Below are 19,598 nucleotides of genomic sequence, written 5' to 3' on the forward strand. Positions count from 1 at the left end.
GTCATGCCGGCGTGAAGCGGATCGCCTGGCCGCCGCCGGGCGCCAACTTCAGCGTGAGTTGATCGGCCGCCGAGACTTTGCGCCGCTCGGTCACCAGCCCGAAACGGGCGTCGCCGCCAGTGTCGGCCGGCTCGCCGTCGCGATGGATCTCGGCCAGGTAGGTCTTGCCGGCGTCGAGGAAGCCGAGCGGCAGCGGCAGCACGCGGGCAAAGCCGTCGGTGATCGCGCCCACGTACCAGTCCTGCGAGGCGCGGTCTTTGCGCGCGACGGTGGCGTAGGCGCCGATGGCGCCATGCGGCATGCGGGTTTCGGCCCAATCGGTCGGCATAGCTTTGCTGAACGCATGCGGATGCGGGTCAGCCGGCATCGGCGCCGGTGCGTAGACGACCACCGCGTTGGCCAATCGCCTGGCCGGCGTCGGATCGAAGCGGTGGCCGTCGGCGCCCTGCGGTTCGCCGCACGGCTGGAACTCCATGCCGCGCGCGGCCGGCTGGCTGGCTTCGCCGAGGTTCAGCACCAGGTCGGACAGATACAGGCCCGGCGCGTCGTCGGCGATCTGTATGGCGCGCCAGGGCGTGTTGAATGCGCCTTTGCGCACCACCGCCGGTCCGCTGGCCGGCGGCGCCAGGTGTGCGCGCAGCTTCTGCCCCTCGACGCGGCGCAGCCACAGCGACGGATAGTCGGCCTGCGCGGCGTCGTGAAAAGCGATGTGGGTGCCATGGTCGGTGCGCACGGTCAAGGGCGTGTTGGCCATGCCGACTTCGCCGAGCGCGGTTTTCCGCACCGGGTATTCCAGCGCCGGCACCTCGCCGGCCGGCTGCCACCACGCCACGGCCGGCTCGGCCACCACGAACTGGGTCAGCTCCTCACTGAGATGCAGCGCCTTCATCCGCGCCTGCCTGACGAACTCATAGCGGAAAGCGACGCCGTCGTCGTACACGCGGAACACGATCGACAGGCGGCGGCCGGCGGCGTCCTTCTGCCGCACATCGACGCGCAGCTGTGTGTAATGGTCGCGCACGAAGCGGCGCTCGCCGCCTGGCTGTTCGCGGGTGTCGTCGTGGATGGTGACTTGCTGGCGCGCGATCGTGAAGCCGGCGTCGAGCGGGTCGCCGTTGGCCAGCAAGAAGCCCAGGCGCGACGGCGCGATCACCGCTTTGCCGTGGCGGCCGACCTGGTAGGTCAGGCGGCCATCGTCGGCCACCTGCAGCGCGACGTCGAGGATTTTTCCAGGGGAGGAAGCGGTGGCCAGCGTTTCATCGGCCCACACATTGGCGGTGCTGACGACGGTGCCGAACGCGACGCAGCCTGCGGTGGACATCCAGCGGTGTTTATTGGCTTGCGCTTGCATTCGGCTCCCTGCTTCGGTGAAAAGGCGGGGAGGATAGTCAAGCAAGTCGGGAGCGCGGTCAATGCCGCGCCTGAAGCGTTTCTGAAGATTGCGCCCGCCGGCGGCGGCCGGCGGCGGGCAATTATTCAGGCGTCAGTGGTCCGTATGCAGATACGACGGCGTCTTCGGCAGGCGCAGGCTGACCAGGAAGGCGATCGCCATCATGATGGTCACGTAGATGAAGAACCAGTTCTCATGCCCGATATTCTTCAGCGACAGGCCGACGAATTCCGCCGAGCCGCCGAAGATCGCGTTCGCGATCGCATACGACAGCCCGACGCCCAGCGCGCGCACTTCGGGCGGGAACATTTCCGCCTTCACCAGGCCGCTGATCGAGGTGTACAGGCTGACGATGGCCAGGGCCACGGTGATCAGCGCGAAGGCGATATAGCTGCTGTGATTACCGCGCAGGATTTCCAGGATCGGGTAGGTCGCCAGCGCGCCGAGCGCGCCGAACAGCATCATCGAGGTGCGGCGGCCGATGCGGTCGGCCAGCATGCCGAACAGCGGCTGCATGCACATGTAGAGGAACAGCGCGCCGGTCATCACCACGCTGGCGGTCTTGGCCGGCATGCCGGCGGTATTGACCAGGTATTTCTGCATGTAGGTGGTGAAGGTGTAGAAGATCAGCGAGCCGCCGGCGGTGTAGCCCAGTACGGTGAGGAAGGCGGCGCGGTGGTGCTTGAAGATGCCGGCCAGCGTGCCGGCTTCCTTCTTGTTGGTGTCCTCGGCCTTGATGGTTTCGTGCAGCGTGCGGCGCAGCACCAGCGACACCAGCGCGGCGATGGCGCCGACCACGAACGGAATGCGCCAGCCCCAGGCCTTCAGGTCGGCCTCGGTCAGGAACTGCTCCAGGATCACCACCGTCAGCACGGCCAGCAATTGGCCGCCGATCAGCGTCACGTACTGGAACGAGGAGAAGAAGCCGCGCTGGCCGCGCAGTGCGACTTCGCTCATGTAGGTGGCGGTGGTGCCGTATTCGCCGCCCACCGACAGGCCCTGGAACATGCGGATGACCAGCAGCAGGATGGGCGCGGCGACGCCGATGGTGGCGTAGGTCGGCAGGACCGCGATCGCCAGCGAGCCGGCGCACATCATCAGCACCGAGACCACCATCGATTTCTTGCGGCCGACGCGGTCGGCGATGCGGCCGAACATCCAGCCGCCGATCGGGCGCATCAGGAAACCGACCGCGAACACCGCCGCCGACTTCAGGAATTCCGCTGTGGAGTTGCCGCTAGGGAAGAACTGGCTGGCGAAGTAAATCGAGGCGAAGGAGTAGACGTAGAAGTCGAACCACTCGACAAGATTGCCGGAAGACGCGCTGACGATGGCGAAAATGCGCTTGCGCTTCTCTTCGGCGCTGTAATGAGGCTGGTCGTTGGCGGGCATAGGTTTCCTTCACAAATAAACTATTGTAAGGCATACGCTTGCTTGCCGCTGGCGCGCGCGAACCGCGCGTATGGCCAGCTTAGATTTTATTATCGACCAACAGTCCCTTCAAGCCCCGCAAGTCCTTGCCGATCTCCAGCGCTTGTTGCGTGGGGAACTGGCGCAGCACTTTCTTGGATTCGGTGTCGATCACGGTGATAACGGAGCGGCCGCTGCTGTCGTCGATGCTGAAGTGCACTTCGCTATTTGGTTTCAGAAAACGATTGATCGCGTCGACCGAGTTTTTCAAATCGCCCGGATGAACCGCCGCGTCGGCCTTGGCCTGGTCGGCCGCCGTGTCGGCGACGGACGTCGTCTTGACGCCCGTTGCGGCGGGGCGTGTCAGCGCCTTGGGCTCGGCGGAGCCGGGCAGCGGGGCGGGTGCGGCGGTCGGTTGGATGTTCATTGCGTGGATTCCCTTGCGGCCGGCGCTGCCGATAGTTGTTTTACGCGCCTTCCTTGGGTATCGGCAGCAATCGGCAAAATGTTAGGGTCGGCGGAGAATCATTTATTGGATAAGCTGTGCTGATAGCGCTATTGGCGGCGTCGGCGGCGGCGTCGGTGGCGCATTATTGGCTGCTACAATGTTGTTTCCTTAAATCAGGCGCCGCCATGTCCGACATCCCTGCAATTCCGGCCTCGTCGGCACCGCCCGGCGCCGAGGTGTTCACCTCGCACCATCTGGAACTCGCGCTGGATAATCTGGTCGCGCCCGGTGTGATCGTCGCCGGCGATCCCGGACCGGGCGCGGTGTTCGGATGCCGCTTAATGGGCGGCGGCATCATGGTCGCCGCCGCCCTGGCCGCCGGGACGGTGGTGCGGCACCAGGAGCACCACCTGGCGGATCTGGCGCATGACGACATCAATGTCGCGATCGTCCTGGAAGGCGGCGGCAGCGTCGAGGTGACCGGCGCCCGGTTCCAGATCGGCGCCGGCGACCTGCTCTATCTGCCCGCGCGTGCGCCGGCCACCACCAGCATCGACATGGCCTGCCGGATGGTGATCCTGCGGCTTTCCTTCAGCCGACTCAACGGCGGGCAACGCGGCAACTTCAGCGATTTCCGGGCCTCGTTGGCGCTGCCGGAATCGGGATTACGGCAGGCGGTGCTGCATTACGTGCGCCAGGTGCTGCCGGCGCTGGCCGACAGTTCCCTGGCCACGGTCGCCCATGCGGAGCAGGCCTTCGTCTCGCTGCTGGCGGCGGGCTACACCGAAGCGCGGCACGCGACCAGCGCGGCCGGCGAATTGCAATCGCGCTGGGACATGGTGGTGCTGGCGGTGGACACCATGCTGGCGGATCCGGAACTGAATGTGGGGCGCCTGGCGGAGGCGGTGGGGGTGTCGACCCGGCGCGTGCATCGCCTGTTCGAGGAACATGGCCAGCGCTACGGCGCATATCTGCTGGAACAGCGTCTGCAACGCGCGCGCGAGGACTTGCTGCGGCCGCTGTACGCGGAGCAGGGCGTGGCCCAGGCCGGCTATCGCGCGGGATTCAATAGCGCCAGCCATTTCAGCCGCTGCTTCAAGCAGCGCTACGGCGTCTCGCCGTCGGAATACGTCAGCGGCGTGAAGGCGTAATTCGGCGCGCCGGTGCAAGTCGCGGTTCACTTTGGTGATAACGCCCCGCATCCCGCCTGCGCTAGACTTTCTGCTGATCAATTTAGCTGGACGGGACGCAATGAGTGTGCACGCACAACAAGGACTATCACGCGCGCCGGCCATGCGCCGACATCGCGTCGGCGCTGCCATGGGCATGGGGCTGCTCCAGACCTTCCTGCTGCTGGCGGCGCTGGCGGCGCAGCCCGGCGCGGCGGCCCAGCCCGCAGTGCCCGAGATCCCGTTGGCGCCAGCCCATGCCGCCGCGGTGACCACGCCCAGCGCGCCCGACGCCTGGGGCGGCATCCGTAGCGGCACCGAGGCGACGCTGTCCGACCGGGTGGTGTCCTACCGCATCGCCGCCACGCTCGATCCGGTCAAGCACACAGTCACCGGCAAGCAGACGCTGACCTGGCGCAACCGCAGCGCGCAGAGCGCCGGCAGCGTCTACCTGCACTTGTATCTGAACGCCTTCGAAGGCGAGAACAGTACCTTCGCCACCGAACGGCGGGCGCGCAAGGGCGGCTTCCGCACCGGGGTCGCCACCGGCGACGGCGAGTGGGGCTATATCGAACTGCGCGGCGTGACGCAGGGCGGCGCCCGTGTGCCGTGGCGCTTCGTCCATCCGGACGGCGGGCCGGACACCGACCATACCGTGGTGCGCCTCGATTTGCCGATCCCGGTCGCGGCCGGCGCGTCGACCAATCTGGACATCAGCTTTTTCGACCAGTTGCCGCGCGTTGTGGCGCGCACCGGTTACTTCGGCAGCTTCCACCTGGTCGGCCAGTGGTTTCCCAAGATCGCCGTGCTGGAATTGCCCGGCGAGCGCGGCGCCACCGCACCGCGCTGGAACGCGCACGAGATGCACCTGGAATCGGAGTTTTACGCCGACTTCGGCAGCTACGACGTGCGCTTGACCGTACCCAAGGGCTACACGGTCGGCGCCACCGGCGAGCGGCAGGGACCGCCGCTGGAACAGGGCGGCATGCTGACGCATCATTTCATGCAGGACGACGTGCATGATTTCGCCTGGACCGCCGACAACCGTACCGGTACACCGCTGAGCGATACCTGGACGGTGCCCGGCGGCGCGCCGGTGACGATCACGGTGCTGTATCCGAAAGAGCTGGCGTCGAACGCGGAGCCGGCGCTACGGGCGACCAAACAGGCCCTGAACTATTTCTCCAACACGCTGGGGCCGTATCCGTACCGCACCATCACAGTGGTGGTGCCGCCGCATAACGCCGACGAGGCGGGCGGCATGGAATACCCGACCTTCGTCACCACCGAAAGCCACGCCGATGTCAGCGCCAACACGCTGGACGCCTACCTGACCGATTTCACCACCATCCACGAGTTCGGCCACGGCTATTTTTACGGCATCCTGGCGTCGAACGAATTCGAAGAGCCGATGCTCGACGAAGGCTTGAACAATTATTGGAACTTCCGCATGCTGCGCGACCGTCCCATCCACCTGACCACATCGTTCCTGCGCCGGCTCGGCCTGGGCGTGGCGTGGGAGGGATTCGCCTCGGAGCGCTCGCAAGCGCCGCGCGCGGCGCCGGCCGACGCGCCGGGACAGAACGCCTACGACCGCCTGCAGGGAATGACGCCGATCTACACCCGCACCTCGGGCACCATGCGCGACCTGGAGGCGCGCATCGGCAAGGAGGCCACCGAGCGCGCCTTCAAGGAATACTACCGGCGCTGGAAATTCCGCCACCCGAGCGTGGCGGACCTGCGCGAAACGCTGGCCGAGGCCAGCGGTCAGCGCGCCATCGTCGAACAGGTGTTTGCGCAGCAGATCTACAAGGTGGCGCGGATCGACGACCGCATCGAGGAATTCGACAGCGAGGAAGTGCTGCCGCTGACCGGCACCGCGCAGGTGGACGGCGTGCGGATGGAACGGCTCAAGGGGGAGGTGGAGACCGCCATCTCCGCCAAGCGCGCGATGTGGAAGCACGACCATCCGGCGGCGGCGGAGGGCAGCGGCCCGTTCCCGTTCGAGACCACGGTGCTGCTGCGCCGGCGTGGCGCGCCGGTGCGGCAAACGCTGGTGGTCAAGTTCGCCGACGGCACGCGGGAAGAGGTGGTTTGGGACGACGAGCGCCAGTGGGTGCGCTACAGCTGGGTCAAGCCGGTCAGGGCGGTGTCGGCGGAAATGGACCCGGAGCGCGCTCACCTGATGGATATCAGCAAGCTGGACGACAGCAAGACCATCGTGCCCGACCGCGCGGCGTCGATACGCTGGAGCCTGGAGCTGGGCGCCTTGTGGCAAATGTTCCTCACCCTGATTGCGAGCATCGTATGAAACAGAATTCCCGTCGCCCCGGCCTGGGCGCGGTTGCGCGCGCCGCCGCCGCCGCGCTGCAATGGCGCTTGCTGATCTTGTGGACCGGTTGCCTGTTGCTGCCGACGGCGGTGCTGTCGCTGCCGGTGTGGGGCTTGCTCAGCGGTGCGCTGGACTATTCGGTGCATGCTTCGGTGCTGGCCCGTCAGCTCGACGCGCTGGCCGCGTTCGACCTGCGTGATGTGTTCGCGCAAAATGTGGGCACCGTCGGTACGGCGGGCGTGCTGGCGCTGCTGATCACTTTGTTGTTGTCGCCGCTGTTGTCGGGCATGGCGATCACCGCCGCCCGGGTCGCCCGCGCCGGCGACAGCGCCCGCGCCGGATTCCGCCAATTGACGCGCGGCGCGCTGGCGCAGTACGGACGCATGCTGCGCATGCTGGTGTGGAGCGTGGTGCCGCTGGGCGCCGCGCTGGCGTTGGGCGGCGTGGTCATGAACCAGGTGGCGCGCCACAACGAGTCCGCGATCACCGAGGCCGACGCGGCACTGGTCTCGTGGCTCGGTATCGGCGTGGCGCTGTTGCTGTTCGTCCTCGCCCACGCCACGCTGGACGCCGGCCGCGCGGTGCTGGCGCTGGCGCCGGAGCGGACCTCGGCGGTCAAGGCCTGGTGGTCCGGAGTGGTGCTGCTGGCCAGGCGGCCGTTGGCGGTGCTGGGCGTGTGGCTGGCGGTCGCGTTGCCGGGATGCCTGGTGGCGGCGGTGCTGGGCGTGGTCCGCGCCAACTGCCCGCCGCTGGGCGTGGTCAGCGTGGTACTGGGCTTCCTCATCATCCAGCTGGCCGCGCTGGCCCTGGCGTGGACGCGCAACGCCCGGCTGTTCGCGCTGATCGCCCTGGCCGACGCCTAAGCTGTACCGTGACTGTGTGATGGCGGCGTTTGGTGCGTATCGGGCACCATGGTGAGCACCTTTGTGTATCTACCGGCGCGGGCGGTTCGTATCTAACATGGGCTGGTACGAATCGCTGCCAGTCGCCCGACTGGCGAGGCCCGCCCGCCGGGCCATCTTTCAGGAGATGTCATCATGTCAGCCATAGATACCCCCGTGCGTCCAGCCAGCCCAGCGCATGACGAATTGGTCCCTTCCCGTTACGCGCTGAAGGTCGGCGAGATCGAAGTGCTGGTGGTCAGCGACGGCGTGCTGCCGCTGCCGACGCAGACCATGGCCACCAACGCCACCCCGGCCGACCTGGCCACCTGGCTGCAACACATGTTCATGCCGCCGGACGCCTTCGATTGGCCGCTGAATGTGCTGGTGGCGCGCAGCGGCGGCCGCACCATCCTGGTCGATACCGGTCTGGGTGGCCAGTTCCCGGACTTCCCGCGCGCCGGGCAATTCCCGATGCGCCTCGAAGCGGCGGGCATCGACCTGGCCGATGTCACCGACATCGTGATCACCCACATGCACATGGACCATGTCGGCGGCTTGCTGGTCGACGGCATCAAGCAGCGGCTGCGCCCGGACGTGCGCATCCACGTCACCGCCGCCGAAGTCGCGTTCTGGCAAGCGCCGGACTTCACCCACACTTCGATGCCGACCCCGGTGCCGCCGGTGCTGCGGGCGACCGCCACCCGCTTCATGGAGGAGTACCGCGAACAATTGCGCCCCTTCGACGACACCTGCGAGGTGGCGCCGGGCGTGGTGGCGCGCCTGACCGGCGGACATACGCCCGGTCACTGCGTGGTCGATCTGTCATCGGGCGGCGAGCGCTTGACGTTCGCCGGCGACGCGGTGTTCCCGGTCGGCTTCGACCACCCGGACTGGCACAACGGCTTCGAGCACGATCCGGATGAAGCGGCGCGCGTCCGCCTCGCCCTGTTCCGCGAAGTGGCGCAGAACGGCGCGCTGCTGGTGGCCACCCATTTGCCGTTCCCGTCGGTCGGCCGGGTCGCGGCCGAGGGCGACGCCTTCCGTTATGTGCCGGTGATCTGGGATTTCTGAGCGCCGGCGCGGCTTGGTATAAAGTGACGGCGATGCAGGGGTTTTCCTTGCTTTGCCGGGAGGAGCGATGGAGACGTTCGACGAGTGGGAGTTGACCGGCCGCACGCGCACGCATGTGACGCAGTATGCGCAGCCGCGCTTCGCGGCGCGGCCCGAAGTCGCGGCCGCGTTCCTGCTGCTGCGCGAGGCGGCGGCGCGGGACGGCATCGACCTGCTGCCGATCGCGTCCTTCCGGCCGTTGGAAAATCAGTTGGGCATCTGGAACCGCAAGTTCTCCGGGGAGAAGACGCTGTTCGACCAGGAGGGCAAGCCGCGCGATTACGCCAGCCTGTCGCCGCCGGATCTGGTGCGCGCGGTGCTCGGCTGGTCGGGACTGCCGGGGGCGACGCGCCGCCACTGGGGCACCGATATCGATGTCTTCGACCGCGCCGCCATGCCGCCCGGCTATCACACCAAGCTGTTGCCGGAAGAGGTGGCACCGGGCGGCGTGTTCGAGCGTCTGCATGCCTGGCTCGATGAACACATCGAGCGCTTCGGGTTTTTCCGCCCGTACCGGGTTTACTATGGTGGCATGTATCCGGAGCCGTGGCACCTGAGCCATATCGCCTCCGGCGAGGCGGCGCTGGCGGCGTATCGTCGGCATGGCGTCGATCTGCTGGCGCGGGTTTTGCGCGAGACCGATATGCTCGGGCGCGAGCTGGTGCTGGAGATGCTGCCGGAACTGTTCCGCGATCACGTGCTCAGTGTCGATCGAGCCGGTGGCGTCGCGTCGGATATGTGAGCGACGCCGGACTCAGGGCTTTTCCGCCACGCCGGGCGACTGGGTGTCGATTTTCTGCTCGACGCTCTTTGCCCTGCCGGAGAGGAAGTCCTCCGCTTCGCGTACCTTGTCGACCATGGCGCGCGCCGCCGCGTCCTGGTTCAGCGGCACGATGCGCGGCGTTATAACTACGATGGTTTCGGTGGCGGTGGTGGTGTCCTCGACGCTTGAGAACAGCCGGCCCACCAGCGGCAGGTCGGCCAGGCCAGGCACGCCAAGCCGGCGGTAGCCGTTGCCGCTCTTGATCAGGCCACCGATCAGCACCGCCTGGCCGTCCTCGGCCACCAGCTGGGTGTCAACCTGCGTGGTGCTTTTCGACGGGATACCGGCCGACACGGTGCCGGTGCTGACCTCGGGACGGATCTTCATCAGGATGTGGCCGTTGTTGTCGACCGAGGGCGTGACGCGCAGGATCACGCCGGTCTCCAGGAACTTGATCGATTCGGCCGTGACGTTGTTGATGGTGGTGGTCAGGCGGTAGCCCAGTTCATCGCCGATGGTGGTGGTGGCTTCCTGGTTTTCCAACGCCAGCAGCTTGGGCGTGGCCAGCGTATGGACCCGGCCTTTGTTACTGAGCGCGCTCAGATACACTTCGACGTTGCGGTTGACCACATTCAGGAACAGGCCGGCGCTGCCCTTGGTGGCGAGGCCGGTGGTGCCGCCGGTGCTGCCGGTCGAGGCGTTGAAGACGCGGGTCCAGTCGATGCCGAAGGCTTCGGTGCGGTCCAGCGTGATCTGCAGGATCTTCGCTTCGATCAGGATCTGCTGCGGCTGGGTGTCGATGTCGCGCAGCAGCGCGGCGATGCGCAGCAGGCCTTGCGCGGTGTCCTCGACCACCAGCGTGCGGCGCGATTCGAGCACGGTGATGGTGCCGCCGACCGATACATACTTGGACAGGATGTCGCCGGCGATCTTCGGGTCGGAGTACACCACTTTCATGGTCTTGACCTGCATCGGGGCCAGCGCCATGCCGGCGGTGGAGGCGGCCTTCGGGTCGGAGATGTAGTAGCCGCCTTCGCGCTCGGAGACCAGGTAGCCGCCGGCTTCGGCGATGGCGTAGATGGCGCGGCGCAGCGGCAGGTCGTACAGGTCGATGCTGACGTTGCCGCTGACGCCCCGGCCCAGCACGATGTTGATGCGTTCCTTGCGCGAGATCATTTCGAACAGCTGGGCGATCGGGGTGTCGCGGAAGACCAGCGAGACGTGTTCGCCGACCCGCTGTATCTCGGCGCGCGGCGACGGACCGGTTGGCGCGGGGACTGCCGTTTGCGCGTGCGCGCAGGCGGGCAGGGCGAGCGCCAGTGCCGCTAACGCCAGGAGTCGTTTGCTGGGTGTCATCGGGGTGCTTTCTGGTTCATGGTGAGTGTCACGCGGCGTGCGCCCTGGCGCAGCAGTACGCTGCGGGCGCCAATGGCGGCGACCTGGTAGTCGTCCACCGCGTCGCCCACGGCGACGATGCGGCCGCCGATGTTGGCCAGCGAATGGGCGCCGTCGTAGATCACGGCGAGCAGCTGTAGTTCAGATGTGGCAGGGGAGCCGTTGCCTGAGCCGTTGCCGCCGCTGCCGCCAATGCCATCGCCGCTGCCGCCAATGCCATTGCCGCTGGCGCCGCCATTGCCGTTGCCGCCATTGCCGCCGCCGCCATTGCCGCCGATGCGGCCGCCGCTGCTTGCGGGGCCGCCGCTGCCGGCAGCGGGGCCGCCGCCGCCGATAGAGCCTCCGCCGCCGATAGCGGGGACGCTGCCGCCGCTAGCGGGGCCTCCGAGGCCGGCGCCTGTTGCGGGGCCGCCTACGCCGGTGAGGGCGCCTGAGGCGGCGCCGCTTGCGCCGGGCGTGGCGGGCAAACCGCTCGCGCCCGGCATGCCCGGCACGCCCAGCGCCGCCGCGACGCCGTTCGACGCGCGGGACGACGCGGCGGGTGGCGCCTGAAACGGGTCGCGCGCATGCGGCGACGCGCCAAGCGCCGTGCCGCCGCAGCCGAGCGCGATCGCCAGCACGGCCGCCGCGCGGAGCGATTTGCGGAGCGGTGTACGGACTGGTGTGCGGACTGGTGTGCCGACCGGCGCGCGCGGCGTCATCGCGTGGCCTCTTGCGGGAAGTAGGCGGCGATGCGCAGCTTGATGTCGCGCGTCTCCGACACCGGATTGTGCGACAGCTCCAGCTGGGCCACGGCAAGGTTGGGCGCCGCCCGCTCCAGGTCCGCCAGCCAGTCGGCGACCTGCTGGTAGCTGCCCGCCGCGCTGACCTCGAACGCCATTTCGTTGAACGAAGCCACCACGCGCGCCGGCGTTGGCGCGGCGCCCAGCACCCTCACACCATGCGCCTGCGCGCTGCGGTTGACCATGCCGATCAGTTCCAGCTGCCGCCGGTCGGCGCTGCCGGCGTCGGCCGACATCCCAAGTCCGGCCTCCAGCGCACGTACGTGGGCGTTGAGCTCCACGTAGCGCCGGTCCAGAGGCCGCGCGTCGTTGGGCAGCGCGGCCAGCCTGGCGCGCTCGGTCTGGGCCTGGCGCCACTGCGCCATAGGCGCCCGCAACAGCGCGCTCCACAGCAGGGCGGCGACCGCCAACATGATCGCGGCGCCCAGCAGATGGAACTGCCGTGGCGGCAACGCGCCCAGTCTAGCGATGAGTGGGGATGTCATGGTGTCTTGCCTCCCGCGCGGCGCACGGTGGCGACGGCGTCGAAATCGATGGTGTCGGCGCCCGCCGTGGCGGTGCTGCCGGTCAGGTTGACCTGGCTGAAGGCCGGCTGCAGCGCCAGCGCGCGCAGGAAGGCGGCGAGGGCGGCGTAGTCGGTGGCCTGGCCGTGCAGCTGCAGCGTGGCGGCGGCGCGCCAGGGTTGCGCCGGCATGGCGGCGGTGGCAGGCGCCTGCAGATCGTCCGGCAACGCCGTGAACGGCGCCGCCAGCGGTTGCGCGTCGCGCGTCAGGCGCAGTTGTCGCAGCCACACCTCGCGCGGCATGGCCGCGTCGAAGGCGTCGGCGATGCGCTCCAGGTCGCCGGCGCCGCGCAAGGCCGCCAGCGCCGTCGCGCTCTGCTCCAGCAGCGTGGCGCGAACGGCGGCGGCATCGGCCAGCACCGCCGCCGCCTGGGCGTGCGCGGTCTCGCCGCGCAGCCGCAGCAGGTCGGCGTCGAGTGTGGCGAGGCGCCAGCGCAGCAGGCCGGCGCCGCCGGCGGCCAGCGCCACCAGCACCGCCAGCGCGACGCCGTAACGCGCCAGTTGCCGCCGCACCCGCGCCTGTTCGCGATAGCTGCGCGGGATCATGTCGATGTCAGACATCGCGACCTCCGCGCAACGCCAGGCCGGTGGCCAGCGCGATCGACGGCTGCAACTCCAGGCACGGATCGGTGGCGGCGCCGAACACCTCCAACGGGTTCAGCACCCGCACCGGCAGCGCCACCAGTTCGCCGATGCGTTGCTGGATGTTCGGATAGCGCGCCAGGCTGCCGTTGAGATAGACGCAGCTGACGGTGCTGCCGCGCGTGCGCGAGGCGACGTAGACCTGGGTGCGCGCCAGTTCCTCCGCCAGCAGCACGCATTCCGGATACACGATTTCGCGGATCGCGCGCGCGACGTCCGCCTGCACCGGCGTGGCGCCGTTGACGCGGGTGCCGATGCCGTACTCGCGCAGCATAGCCAGCGCGGCGTCCGGCGCCAGGTTCAGCGCTGTGGCCAGCTTGCCGGCCAGCTGCTCCTCGCCGAAATCGATCTCGCGATCCAGCATCAGACGGCGGCCCCAGATCACGGTGAGGAAGCTCTTGACCACACCGAAGTTGATCAGCATGACCGATTGCGCGTAGTCGTCCTGATGCAGCGCGGCCAGCAGGCGCGCGATCGCCGCCGGCCCGATGTCGAGCGCGACCGGCCGTAGCCGCGCCGACTCCAGCATCGTCAGGAAATTTAATACCGCCGGCTTCTGCGCCACCGCCACCAGCACCTGGCGCTCGGCGGCGGCGCCGTCGGCGCTGCGCACCTGGTAGTAGTCGATGACCGCGCCGTCGAACGCGTCACCCAGTTGTTCGCGGGCTGCCTTGGCCACCACTTGTTCCTCGCGCGCGCCGGGGCCCACCACCACCGTCATCGGCAGGATGCGCAGGTCCGGCGCCGGCATCGCGGCCACCACCCGGCGGCCGTCGAACGGCGCGCCGCCCAGTACCTCCTTGACGAAGCGGCGCAACGCCGGCGGATCGGCCAGCAGTTGTTCGCGTCCGCCGGGATAGGCGACCGAAGCGGCCGCGCGCAGCCGGCGCGCGCCGGGCGGGCCTTCGACCTGCGCCAGGTTCAAGCGCTCGGCGGCGAAGTCGATGCCGATCGGGCCGGCCTGCGGCGTGCGTGCCAGGCGGCGGCGGAGTGCGGTGGTCCAGTTCATCGTCCGCCCGTCCTGGCGTGGCCGCGCGCCGCTTCGCTGCTGGCGACGCCGGCCTTGATCAAGTCGCCGCCGGCGCGCTTGGCCTGATAGAGCAGGGCGTCGGCCTGGCTGTAGGCCTGCGCCAGCGTCAGCGTGACGCCGGGCGGCAGCGCGATCAGGCCGATGCTGACGGTGGGTGCGGCCGGCAGCGCCAGCGTGGCGTCGTCGGCGAGCTGGTTGGCCATGACGCGCAGCATCGCCGTCAGCCGTGCCGGCACCGCGTCGCCGCTGATCAGGAAGGCGAATTCGTCGCCGCCTAGGCGGACCAGGTAGTCGTCGTCGCCGGTCAGGGCGTCGAAGGCGCGCGCGATCGCGCGCAGCACCGCGTCGCCGCCGGCGTGGCCCTGGCTGTCGTTGAGCAGTTTGAAGGCGTCGATGTCGAATAGGCCGAAATGGCTGGCGCGGCCGGCGCGCTGGTGGGCGCCGGCGGCGCGGGCGTAGTCTTGTTCGAGGTGACGCCGGTTCCAGGCGCCGGTCAGCGGATCGCGGTGCGCCAGCGTGGCCATGTCGCGGTGCGCCCGCTCCAGGTTGAAGCGCATGTTCAGGTCGTGCTTGCGCAACGCCAGCGCGCGGATCACCAGGATCATCGTCACCAGCCCGGTCGCCACCATCATGAATTGCAGCACCCATAGCTGCAGCGGCGCGAAACTGCTGCGCGAGAAAAAGCTCAGCGAGGTGAACATCAGGTAGATGGCGCCGGCGGTGGTGGCGGCCTCGCGCAAGCCCCATGGCACCAGCGGCACCAGCATCAACAGCACCGCGACGTTGAGCAACAACAGTTCGTGCAGCTGGCCGATGTCGCGTGCCAGCAGCACCAGCGAGGATCCGCAGACGATCAGCAGCACCATGCCCAGCAGGTTGAGTGCCGGCACCTGCGAGATGCGGTAGCTGGACAGGTGCACGTGCAAGGCCAGCGCGGCCAGCAGCAGATAGGTGTGGGCGTAGCCGCCGCCGAGCTTGAGCACCGTCGAGAACAACGCCGACATCAGCAGGAACACCAGGGTCACCATGCTCATCAGCGCTACGCCGCGACGCGTCTCCTGCACCAGGTGCGGCGTGGCGTAGTCCGACAGTTCGCGGCTGGCGAAGCGGGTGGCGGACCACCAGTTGGCCATGGCTGCGCGCAGCGCGATGCGGTCAGGTAGGAGTGTTTTCATCTCTGTGGCGCGATCGGGTGAGGTAAGGTGGTCAGCATGCTTTGTAGAACTTCACGCTGATCACGGGTGCAAGCGTGCCGCTCGCTTCAAAGCTGTAGAAATTGGCGGCCTGCCCGGTGTTGGCCATCTTGAGCAGGATGCCGTAGTTGGCCGCCTTGCCGCTGAGCCAGGCGTCGACCAGCGTGGTGATATCCCAGGAGACGGTCAGGCCGAGGCCGGCGCTGGCCTGGGCGACGTAATCGGTGGCGTAGTCGCCGCCCGGCGCGGTCCACAGGGACGCCGGGCGGGCGTTGGTCCAGTTCGCGGCGGGCGCGTCCCATTGGGCGGTGACGCGGTACAAGTTGACCGCGCGCTGCACCGACGATCCGGCGGTCTGCACCATGGACAGCGTGGCGCTGTCGATCAGCGAGTTGGGCGGGATGTCGGTCAGCGCGAATTGCAGCAGCGCCTGCGACTGGCCCTGCGCCAGATACAGGATCTTGCCGGTGTTGTTGAACACGCCCGCCGTGAACGGCGTATTGATGTAGGTGTCGGAGGTGGGGCCGCCCAGCGTCTTGCTCTCGGGCGCGTCCTGCAATTGGTACAGCGGCAGGGCGGTACGGGTCAGTACGGCCGTCGCGCCGGGGATGGTGGCGCTGCCGGCCGTCGCGCCGGTCGAGACCACGTTGATGTTCTTCGGCGGCGACTTGGTGACGACGATCGAATAGGTGCCGACGCCGCTCAGTACCCCGGGGACCGTGGTCGACGATGTCTTGCAGCCTTGGTTCTGGTTGGCCCAGCGCGCCATGTTGGCGCCGGCTTCGGCCAGGTAGCGCGCGGATGCGAGGTCGTACTGCGCTTCCACCGATAGTGTGGTCATGCCGGTTTGCCGGTTCAGCGCGAACGCCAGCGCGGCCATGATCGTCAGCAGGATCGAGATCGCCAGCAGCGCGGCGCCGGACTGGTGCCGGCGCGTCATTGGTAGCCGCCGAGGCGGGCGGTTTCGCGCAGCGAGACGCTGCCGTTGTTGCCGCCCAGTGTCAGCGCGATGACCACCAGCGTGCGGCCGGTGCTGACCGACGGCGAGGTGATGCTCAGGCTGGTCGCCGGCTCGGCGATCACGCGGCTGACGCCGCCGATGGTTTCGTTCAGCGCCAGCGTGCCGTCGGCGTTGGCGCGCAGGTCGTACAGCGCGGGGGCGAGCCAGGTGCCCGAGCTGGTGTCGTCGGCCTTGGCGGGCAGCAGCGCGGGTGGCGTGGCCTGCACCCGCGCAATCATGCGCTGCATCGCGAATTGGGCTTGGCTTTGTAGTTCGGTCTGCTCGCCGACCGATGCGCTGGCGGCGGCGCCGCCGCGCAGTATCGCCGTCAGCGGCGCCAGCAGCATGGCGGTGAGCGCCACGGCGATCAGCAGCTCGACCAGGCTCAGGCCGGTTTGGCGCGGGGTGTGGCTCATCGCGCCACCAGCGTGGTGAGCGGCATCGGCGCCAGGGTCGGGTCGGCCAGGCGGACGCTGATGTACAGCAGGTTGGTGTTGCTGCTGCTGTAGGTGGCTGGGTTGTCGCCGTTGTAGCGGGCGATGTAGACGTTGCGCGCGGGGCAGCTGGCGTCGGCCGGCAGCGAGTAGGTGGCGGACGGCGTGCCGACGTTGCCGGCGGCTGCCAGCAGCTTCAGGTAGGGTTCGGCCAGCACGGTTTCCATCTGGCTTTTGACGCATTGCAGGCCGTTGGCCGACAGCGCCGCCACCGCCGGCGCGCCGATGCTGGCGCGCATCGCGTTCACCGCCGGGATCAGGCATAGCATCATCAAAAGGGTCGCCATCACCACTTCGACGTAGGCCAGGCCGGCGTTGCGCGCATGGCGCACGGCGCGCGTGCGGCGGCGCGGCGGTGGCGTCGTCGCGTCGGCGCGGCTCGGCCGGTCGGCGCGGCTGGTCGGCGATGCGGGTGTCGCGGCGGCGTGGCTCGGCCGGTCGGCGCGGCGGGGCGGCGATGCGGGCGTCGCGGCGGGATGGCTGGGCCGGCCGGGGCGGTGCGGCGGTGTGGAGGTGGCGCGGGTCATGGCGTCCGCGTGATGCGGCCGGTCAGCGGGTCGACGCTGATGGTGGTGGTGCGGCCCATCACGGAGACGCTGACGCTGCCGCTGGTGAGCGCGATCGGGTCGACGCCCTTGGGATCGGTCAGGTTCACCGGTGCGCCGTCGGCGCCGAACATCAGCTGGCTCGCGCCGCTGCCTTTGGCGAAGGCGAAGCTGCATGGACCGAGTGTGGCGTTGGGCATGGCGTTGTTGTTTCCCAGGTTGACCACGTAGGGTGCTTTATCGATCGCGTTGAACACCGGCGCGGCCGTGTTCTCATTGCTGGATCCCGCCAGCAGGGCAAAGATGCGCAACTGCTGCTTGGCGGTGTCGCAGCTGAAGACGCGGTACTGGCCGGTGCGCTGCGCTTCCGACTGGGCATAGCGGAGCGCTTGCACCACTTCGCCGACGGCGGCGTTGCGGGTGAATTCCGCCGTGACGTCGGCGCGCGGCAGCGCCAGGCCGCCGATCACCGCCAGCACCGACACCGCCAGCAGCATCTCCGCCAGCGAGGCGCCGCGCTCGCGCCGACCCTCGGTACGGGCCACCCCGGGCATGGCTACGCCTGCGCGAAAGCCGGATTAGTGGGTCGAGTAGACGCGGGAGTTCTTGCTGGAGTCGGTCGCACTGCTATTCATGACGATCTGACCGGACTTGGTGTCGTAGGCCCAGCCGCCAGTGGTGACGCTTGGTGCCAGCGGCGTACCAGCGGTGGAGACGACGATACCGGCCGGCAGCGAGCCGATGTTGTTGATAGGCTCGTTCGGAATCGCCTGGCGCACATAGGGACCGAAGCGGAAGGTGGCGTCGGCCACCGAGCATGCCACGCCGGCGGCGTTGGTCGCCATGGTCAGCTGGTCGATCACCGCCTGGCTGGTGTTGATGGCGCCGGTGCCCGGGGTCGCGCCGGTTGGACAGGTACCGACGGCGGTCACGGCGCCGGGATAGACGCCATGCTGGATCTTGTACTGCTCGATCGCCGAGCGCATCGCGGCCAGGTTGGCGTCCAGCGTGGCTTCCTTGGCGTCCGAGGTCGAATTGGAAAATTGTGGAATGACGATGGCCGCGAGGATGGCCAGGATGATGACAACGATCAGCAGCTCGATCAGCGTAAAGCCTTTGGATACGGCGCGCTTGAAGGATGTAGACATATTTTTCTCTCTTTTGGTTAGTGACTGCTGAAGAGCCGCGAGGTTAGCATGATTATTGCCTCAGAGCAGTTAAATTACGGATAATAGTCGTGGTGTGGTGTATAACAAACAGTGCGCTACCGCACTTAGTGAGCCGCCCGCGACAGTTTGAAGATCGGCAAAATCAGCGAACTGACGATGGTGCCGACCAGCACACCCATCACCATCAGCATCACCGGCTCGGCCAGCTTCGACAGCGTATTGAGCTGCTTGCTCAACTCGCGGTCGTAGAAATCGGCGATGCGGCCCATGACGTGGCCCAGCGCGCCGGACTGCTCGCCGGTGGCGATCATCTGCCGCACGCTGACCGGAATCAGCGCGCTGCCCTGGAAGCCGGCGGCGATGCCGCGGCCCTCGTTGACCTGCACCTCGAGTTCGGCGATGAAATGCTGGAACTCGCGGTTCGGCACCACCTCGCGGCAGGCCTGCAGCGTGGCGACGATGGTGACGCCGCGTTGCAGCGAAATGCCCATCACCCGCATCAACCGGCCCAGGTAGATCTTGATGTAGATGTCGCGCACCAGCGGCAGGCGCAGCTTGAGCCGGTCCAGCCACGCCTGCGCGGCCGGGCGCCGCAGCGCCAGCGTCAGCGCCGCGATCAGCGCCAGCAACGCGCCGCCGATCAGCGCCGTGTGCTCGGTCAGCGCGGCGCTGACGGCGATCAGCACCTTGGTGGTCGCCGGCAGTTCGTCGTAGATCGAGGTGAACATCACCGCGAACTTGGGAAATACGAACATCAGGATAAACACCACCACCAGCAGCGAGAACACGATCAGGAACGCCGGATACGACAGCGCCGAAACCAGCGTCGCGCGCAGCTTTTCCTGTTTCTCGTCCATGTCCACCAGCTGGTTCAGCACTTCCGGCAGGAAGCCGCCGGCCTCGCTGGCGGCGACCAGGTTGACGAAGGTCGGCGGGAACAATGCCGGGTGCGGCGCCAGCGCCTCGGAGAAGCGGCAACCGCCGACGATGTCGTCGGCCATGCGCGCGATCATCGCGCGCAACTGCGGGTGCTCGGTCTGCTCCTGCAGGGAGCGCAGCGCCGCGTGCAGCGGCACGCCGGTCTCCAGCAGCAGCGCCAGGCGCTCGGTGAACGAGATGCGGTCGGCGGCGCGCACGCCGGCGCGCACCTGTAGGCCGCCGATGGTGCGCATGGCGGTCGGCGCCTGTGCGCCCTGTGTGCCCTGTGCGGCGGCAAGGCCGGCCGGCGCATCGCGCTCGGGGTCGAATTCAAGCGCCATGGCGGCTCCGGGTGGTCAACA

At 68.3% G+C, this 19,598-nt stretch carries 20 protein-coding genes; 5 read left to right on the forward strand and 15 right to left on the reverse strand.

Annotated elements, in window-relative coordinates; translation table 11 throughout:
• Nucleotide 1: 1 nt before the first annotated feature.
• The 3 genes from GW587_RS13365 to GW587_RS13375 all read right to left on the reverse strand — a co-directional run bounded on the left by GW587_RS13365 (nt 2) and on the right by GW587_RS13375 (nt 3,227).
• The gene (locus GW587_RS13365; protein WP_229259432.1) at nt 2–1,351 is read right to left on the reverse strand and encodes a glycoside hydrolase family 97 N-terminal domain-containing protein; all 1,350 of its coding nucleotides are present in this window, start codon (nt 1,349–1,351) and stop codon (nt 2–4) included.
• Nucleotides 1,352–1,483: 132 nt separating this feature from the next.
• Nucleotides 1,484–2,782, reverse strand: a complete 1,299-nt coding sequence (locus tag GW587_RS13370; protein ID WP_166103505.1) for an MFS family transporter — start codon at nt 2,780–2,782, stop codon at nt 1,484–1,486.
• A gap of 79 nt (nt 2,783–2,861) precedes the next feature.
• Nucleotides 2,862–3,227, reverse strand: coding sequence for a flagellar protein FlaG (locus GW587_RS13375; protein ID WP_166103508.1), 366 nt, complete (start codon nt 3,225–3,227; stop codon nt 2,862–2,864).
• Nucleotides 3,228–3,433: 206 nt separating this feature from the next.
• Here GW587_RS13375 and GW587_RS13380 point away from each other — a divergent pair, with 206 nt between their 5' ends.
• The 5 genes from GW587_RS13380 to GW587_RS13400 all read left to right on the forward strand — a co-directional run bounded on the left by GW587_RS13380 (nt 3,434) and on the right by GW587_RS13400 (nt 9,485).
• Entirely contained in the window at nt 3,434–4,399 is a 966-nt protein-coding gene (locus tag GW587_RS13380) for an AraC family transcriptional regulator (protein WP_166103511.1), read from the forward strand.
• Between the two features lie 142 nt (nt 4,400–4,541).
• Complete coding sequence (locus GW587_RS13385; protein WP_207393473.1) at nt 4,542–6,728, forward strand: M1 family metallopeptidase; 2,187 nt, start codon at nt 4,542–4,544, stop codon at nt 6,726–6,728.
• Nucleotides 6,725–7,612, forward strand: a complete 888-nt coding sequence (locus GW587_RS13390; protein WP_166103513.1) for a hypothetical protein — start codon at nt 6,725–6,727, stop codon at nt 7,610–7,612. Before GW587_RS13385 ends, GW587_RS13390 begins: the two co-directional genes overlap by 4 nt.
• Nucleotides 7,613–7,786: 174 nt before the next feature.
• The gene (locus GW587_RS13395) at nt 7,787–8,704 is read left to right on the forward strand and encodes an MBL fold metallo-hydrolase (protein ID WP_166103516.1); all 918 of its coding nucleotides are present in this window, start codon (nt 7,787–7,789) and stop codon (nt 8,702–8,704) included.
• A 67-nt stretch (nt 8,705–8,771) separates the two neighbouring features.
• Complete coding sequence (locus GW587_RS13400; RefSeq protein ID WP_166103519.1) at nt 8,772–9,485, forward strand: M15 family metallopeptidase; 714 nt, start codon at nt 8,772–8,774, stop codon at nt 9,483–9,485.
• 12 nt (nt 9,486–9,497) lie between these two features.
• Here the strand turns inward: GW587_RS13400 and GW587_RS13405 are convergent, their stop codons facing one another.
• From GW587_RS13405 to GW587_RS13460, 12 genes are all read right to left on the reverse strand, one after another.
• Nucleotides 9,498–10,862 carry a type II secretion system protein GspD gene (locus GW587_RS13405; protein WP_166103522.1) on the reverse strand — a complete coding sequence of 455 codons (1,365 nt, stop codon included), beginning with the start codon at nt 10,860–10,862 and terminating at the stop codon, nt 9,498–9,500.
• Complete coding sequence (locus GW587_RS13410) at nt 10,859–11,602, reverse strand: hypothetical protein (RefSeq protein WP_166103525.1); 744 nt, start codon at nt 11,600–11,602, stop codon at nt 10,859–10,861. The genes GW587_RS13405 and GW587_RS13410 overlap by 4 nt, the downstream gene beginning before the upstream one ends.
• Nucleotides 11,599–12,168, reverse strand: a complete 570-nt coding sequence (locus tag GW587_RS13415) for a GspMb/PilO family protein (RefSeq protein ID WP_166103527.1) — start codon at nt 12,166–12,168, stop codon at nt 11,599–11,601. Before GW587_RS13415 ends, GW587_RS13410 begins: the two co-directional genes overlap by 4 nt.
• Nucleotides 12,165–12,806 (reverse strand): PilN domain-containing protein, encoded by a 642-nt coding sequence (locus tag GW587_RS13420; RefSeq protein WP_166103530.1) that lies wholly within the window; start codon nt 12,804–12,806, stop codon nt 12,165–12,167. The genes GW587_RS13415 and GW587_RS13420 overlap by 4 nt, the downstream gene beginning before the upstream one ends.
• Nucleotides 12,799–13,896 (reverse strand): pilus assembly protein PilM, encoded by a 1,098-nt coding sequence (gene pilM / locus GW587_RS13425; protein WP_166103533.1) that lies wholly within the window; start codon nt 13,894–13,896, stop codon nt 12,799–12,801. The genes GW587_RS13420 and pilM overlap by 8 nt, the downstream gene beginning before the upstream one ends.
• On the reverse strand, nt 13,893–15,092 hold the full coding sequence (locus tag GW587_RS13430) for a GGDEF domain-containing protein (protein WP_166103537.1): 1,200 nt from the start codon (nt 15,090–15,092) through the stop codon (nt 13,893–13,895). The genes pilM and GW587_RS13430 overlap by 4 nt, the downstream gene beginning before the upstream one ends.
• Before the next feature lie 31 nt (nt 15,093–15,123).
• A complete protein-coding gene (locus tag GW587_RS13435) occupies nt 15,124–16,050 on the reverse strand; it encodes a DNRLRE domain-containing protein (RefSeq protein ID WP_166103540.1) in 927 nt (308 codons plus the stop codon).
• Nucleotides 16,047–16,526, reverse strand: coding sequence for a prepilin-type N-terminal cleavage/methylation domain-containing protein (locus tag GW587_RS13440; RefSeq protein WP_166103543.1), 480 nt, complete (start codon nt 16,524–16,526; stop codon nt 16,047–16,049). The genes GW587_RS13435 and GW587_RS13440 overlap by 4 nt, the downstream gene beginning before the upstream one ends.
• A complete protein-coding gene (locus tag GW587_RS13445) occupies nt 16,523–17,131 on the reverse strand; it encodes a hypothetical protein (RefSeq protein WP_166103546.1) in 609 nt (202 codons plus the stop codon). The genes GW587_RS13440 and GW587_RS13445 overlap by 4 nt, the downstream gene beginning before the upstream one ends.
• The gene (locus GW587_RS13450) at nt 17,128–17,703 is read right to left on the reverse strand and encodes a pilus assembly FimT family protein (protein ID WP_166103548.1); all 576 of its coding nucleotides are present in this window, start codon (nt 17,701–17,703) and stop codon (nt 17,128–17,130) included. The genes GW587_RS13445 and GW587_RS13450 overlap by 4 nt, the downstream gene beginning before the upstream one ends.
• A gap of 24 nt (nt 17,704–17,727) precedes the next feature.
• Complete coding sequence (locus GW587_RS13455) at nt 17,728–18,297, reverse strand: type II secretion system protein (RefSeq protein ID WP_166103551.1); 570 nt, start codon at nt 18,295–18,297, stop codon at nt 17,728–17,730.
• A 125-nt stretch (nt 18,298–18,422) separates the two neighbouring features.
• Nucleotides 18,423–19,577, reverse strand: coding sequence for a type II secretion system F family protein (locus GW587_RS13460; RefSeq protein WP_166103554.1), 1,155 nt, complete (start codon nt 19,575–19,577; stop codon nt 18,423–18,425).
• Nucleotides 19,578–19,598 lie beyond the last annotated feature (21 nt).

The sequence above is a fragment of the Duganella aceris genome, assembly GCF_011090165.1.
Classification (GTDB): Bacteria; Pseudomonadota; Gammaproteobacteria; order Burkholderiales; family Burkholderiaceae_D; genus Rugamonas; species Rugamonas aceris.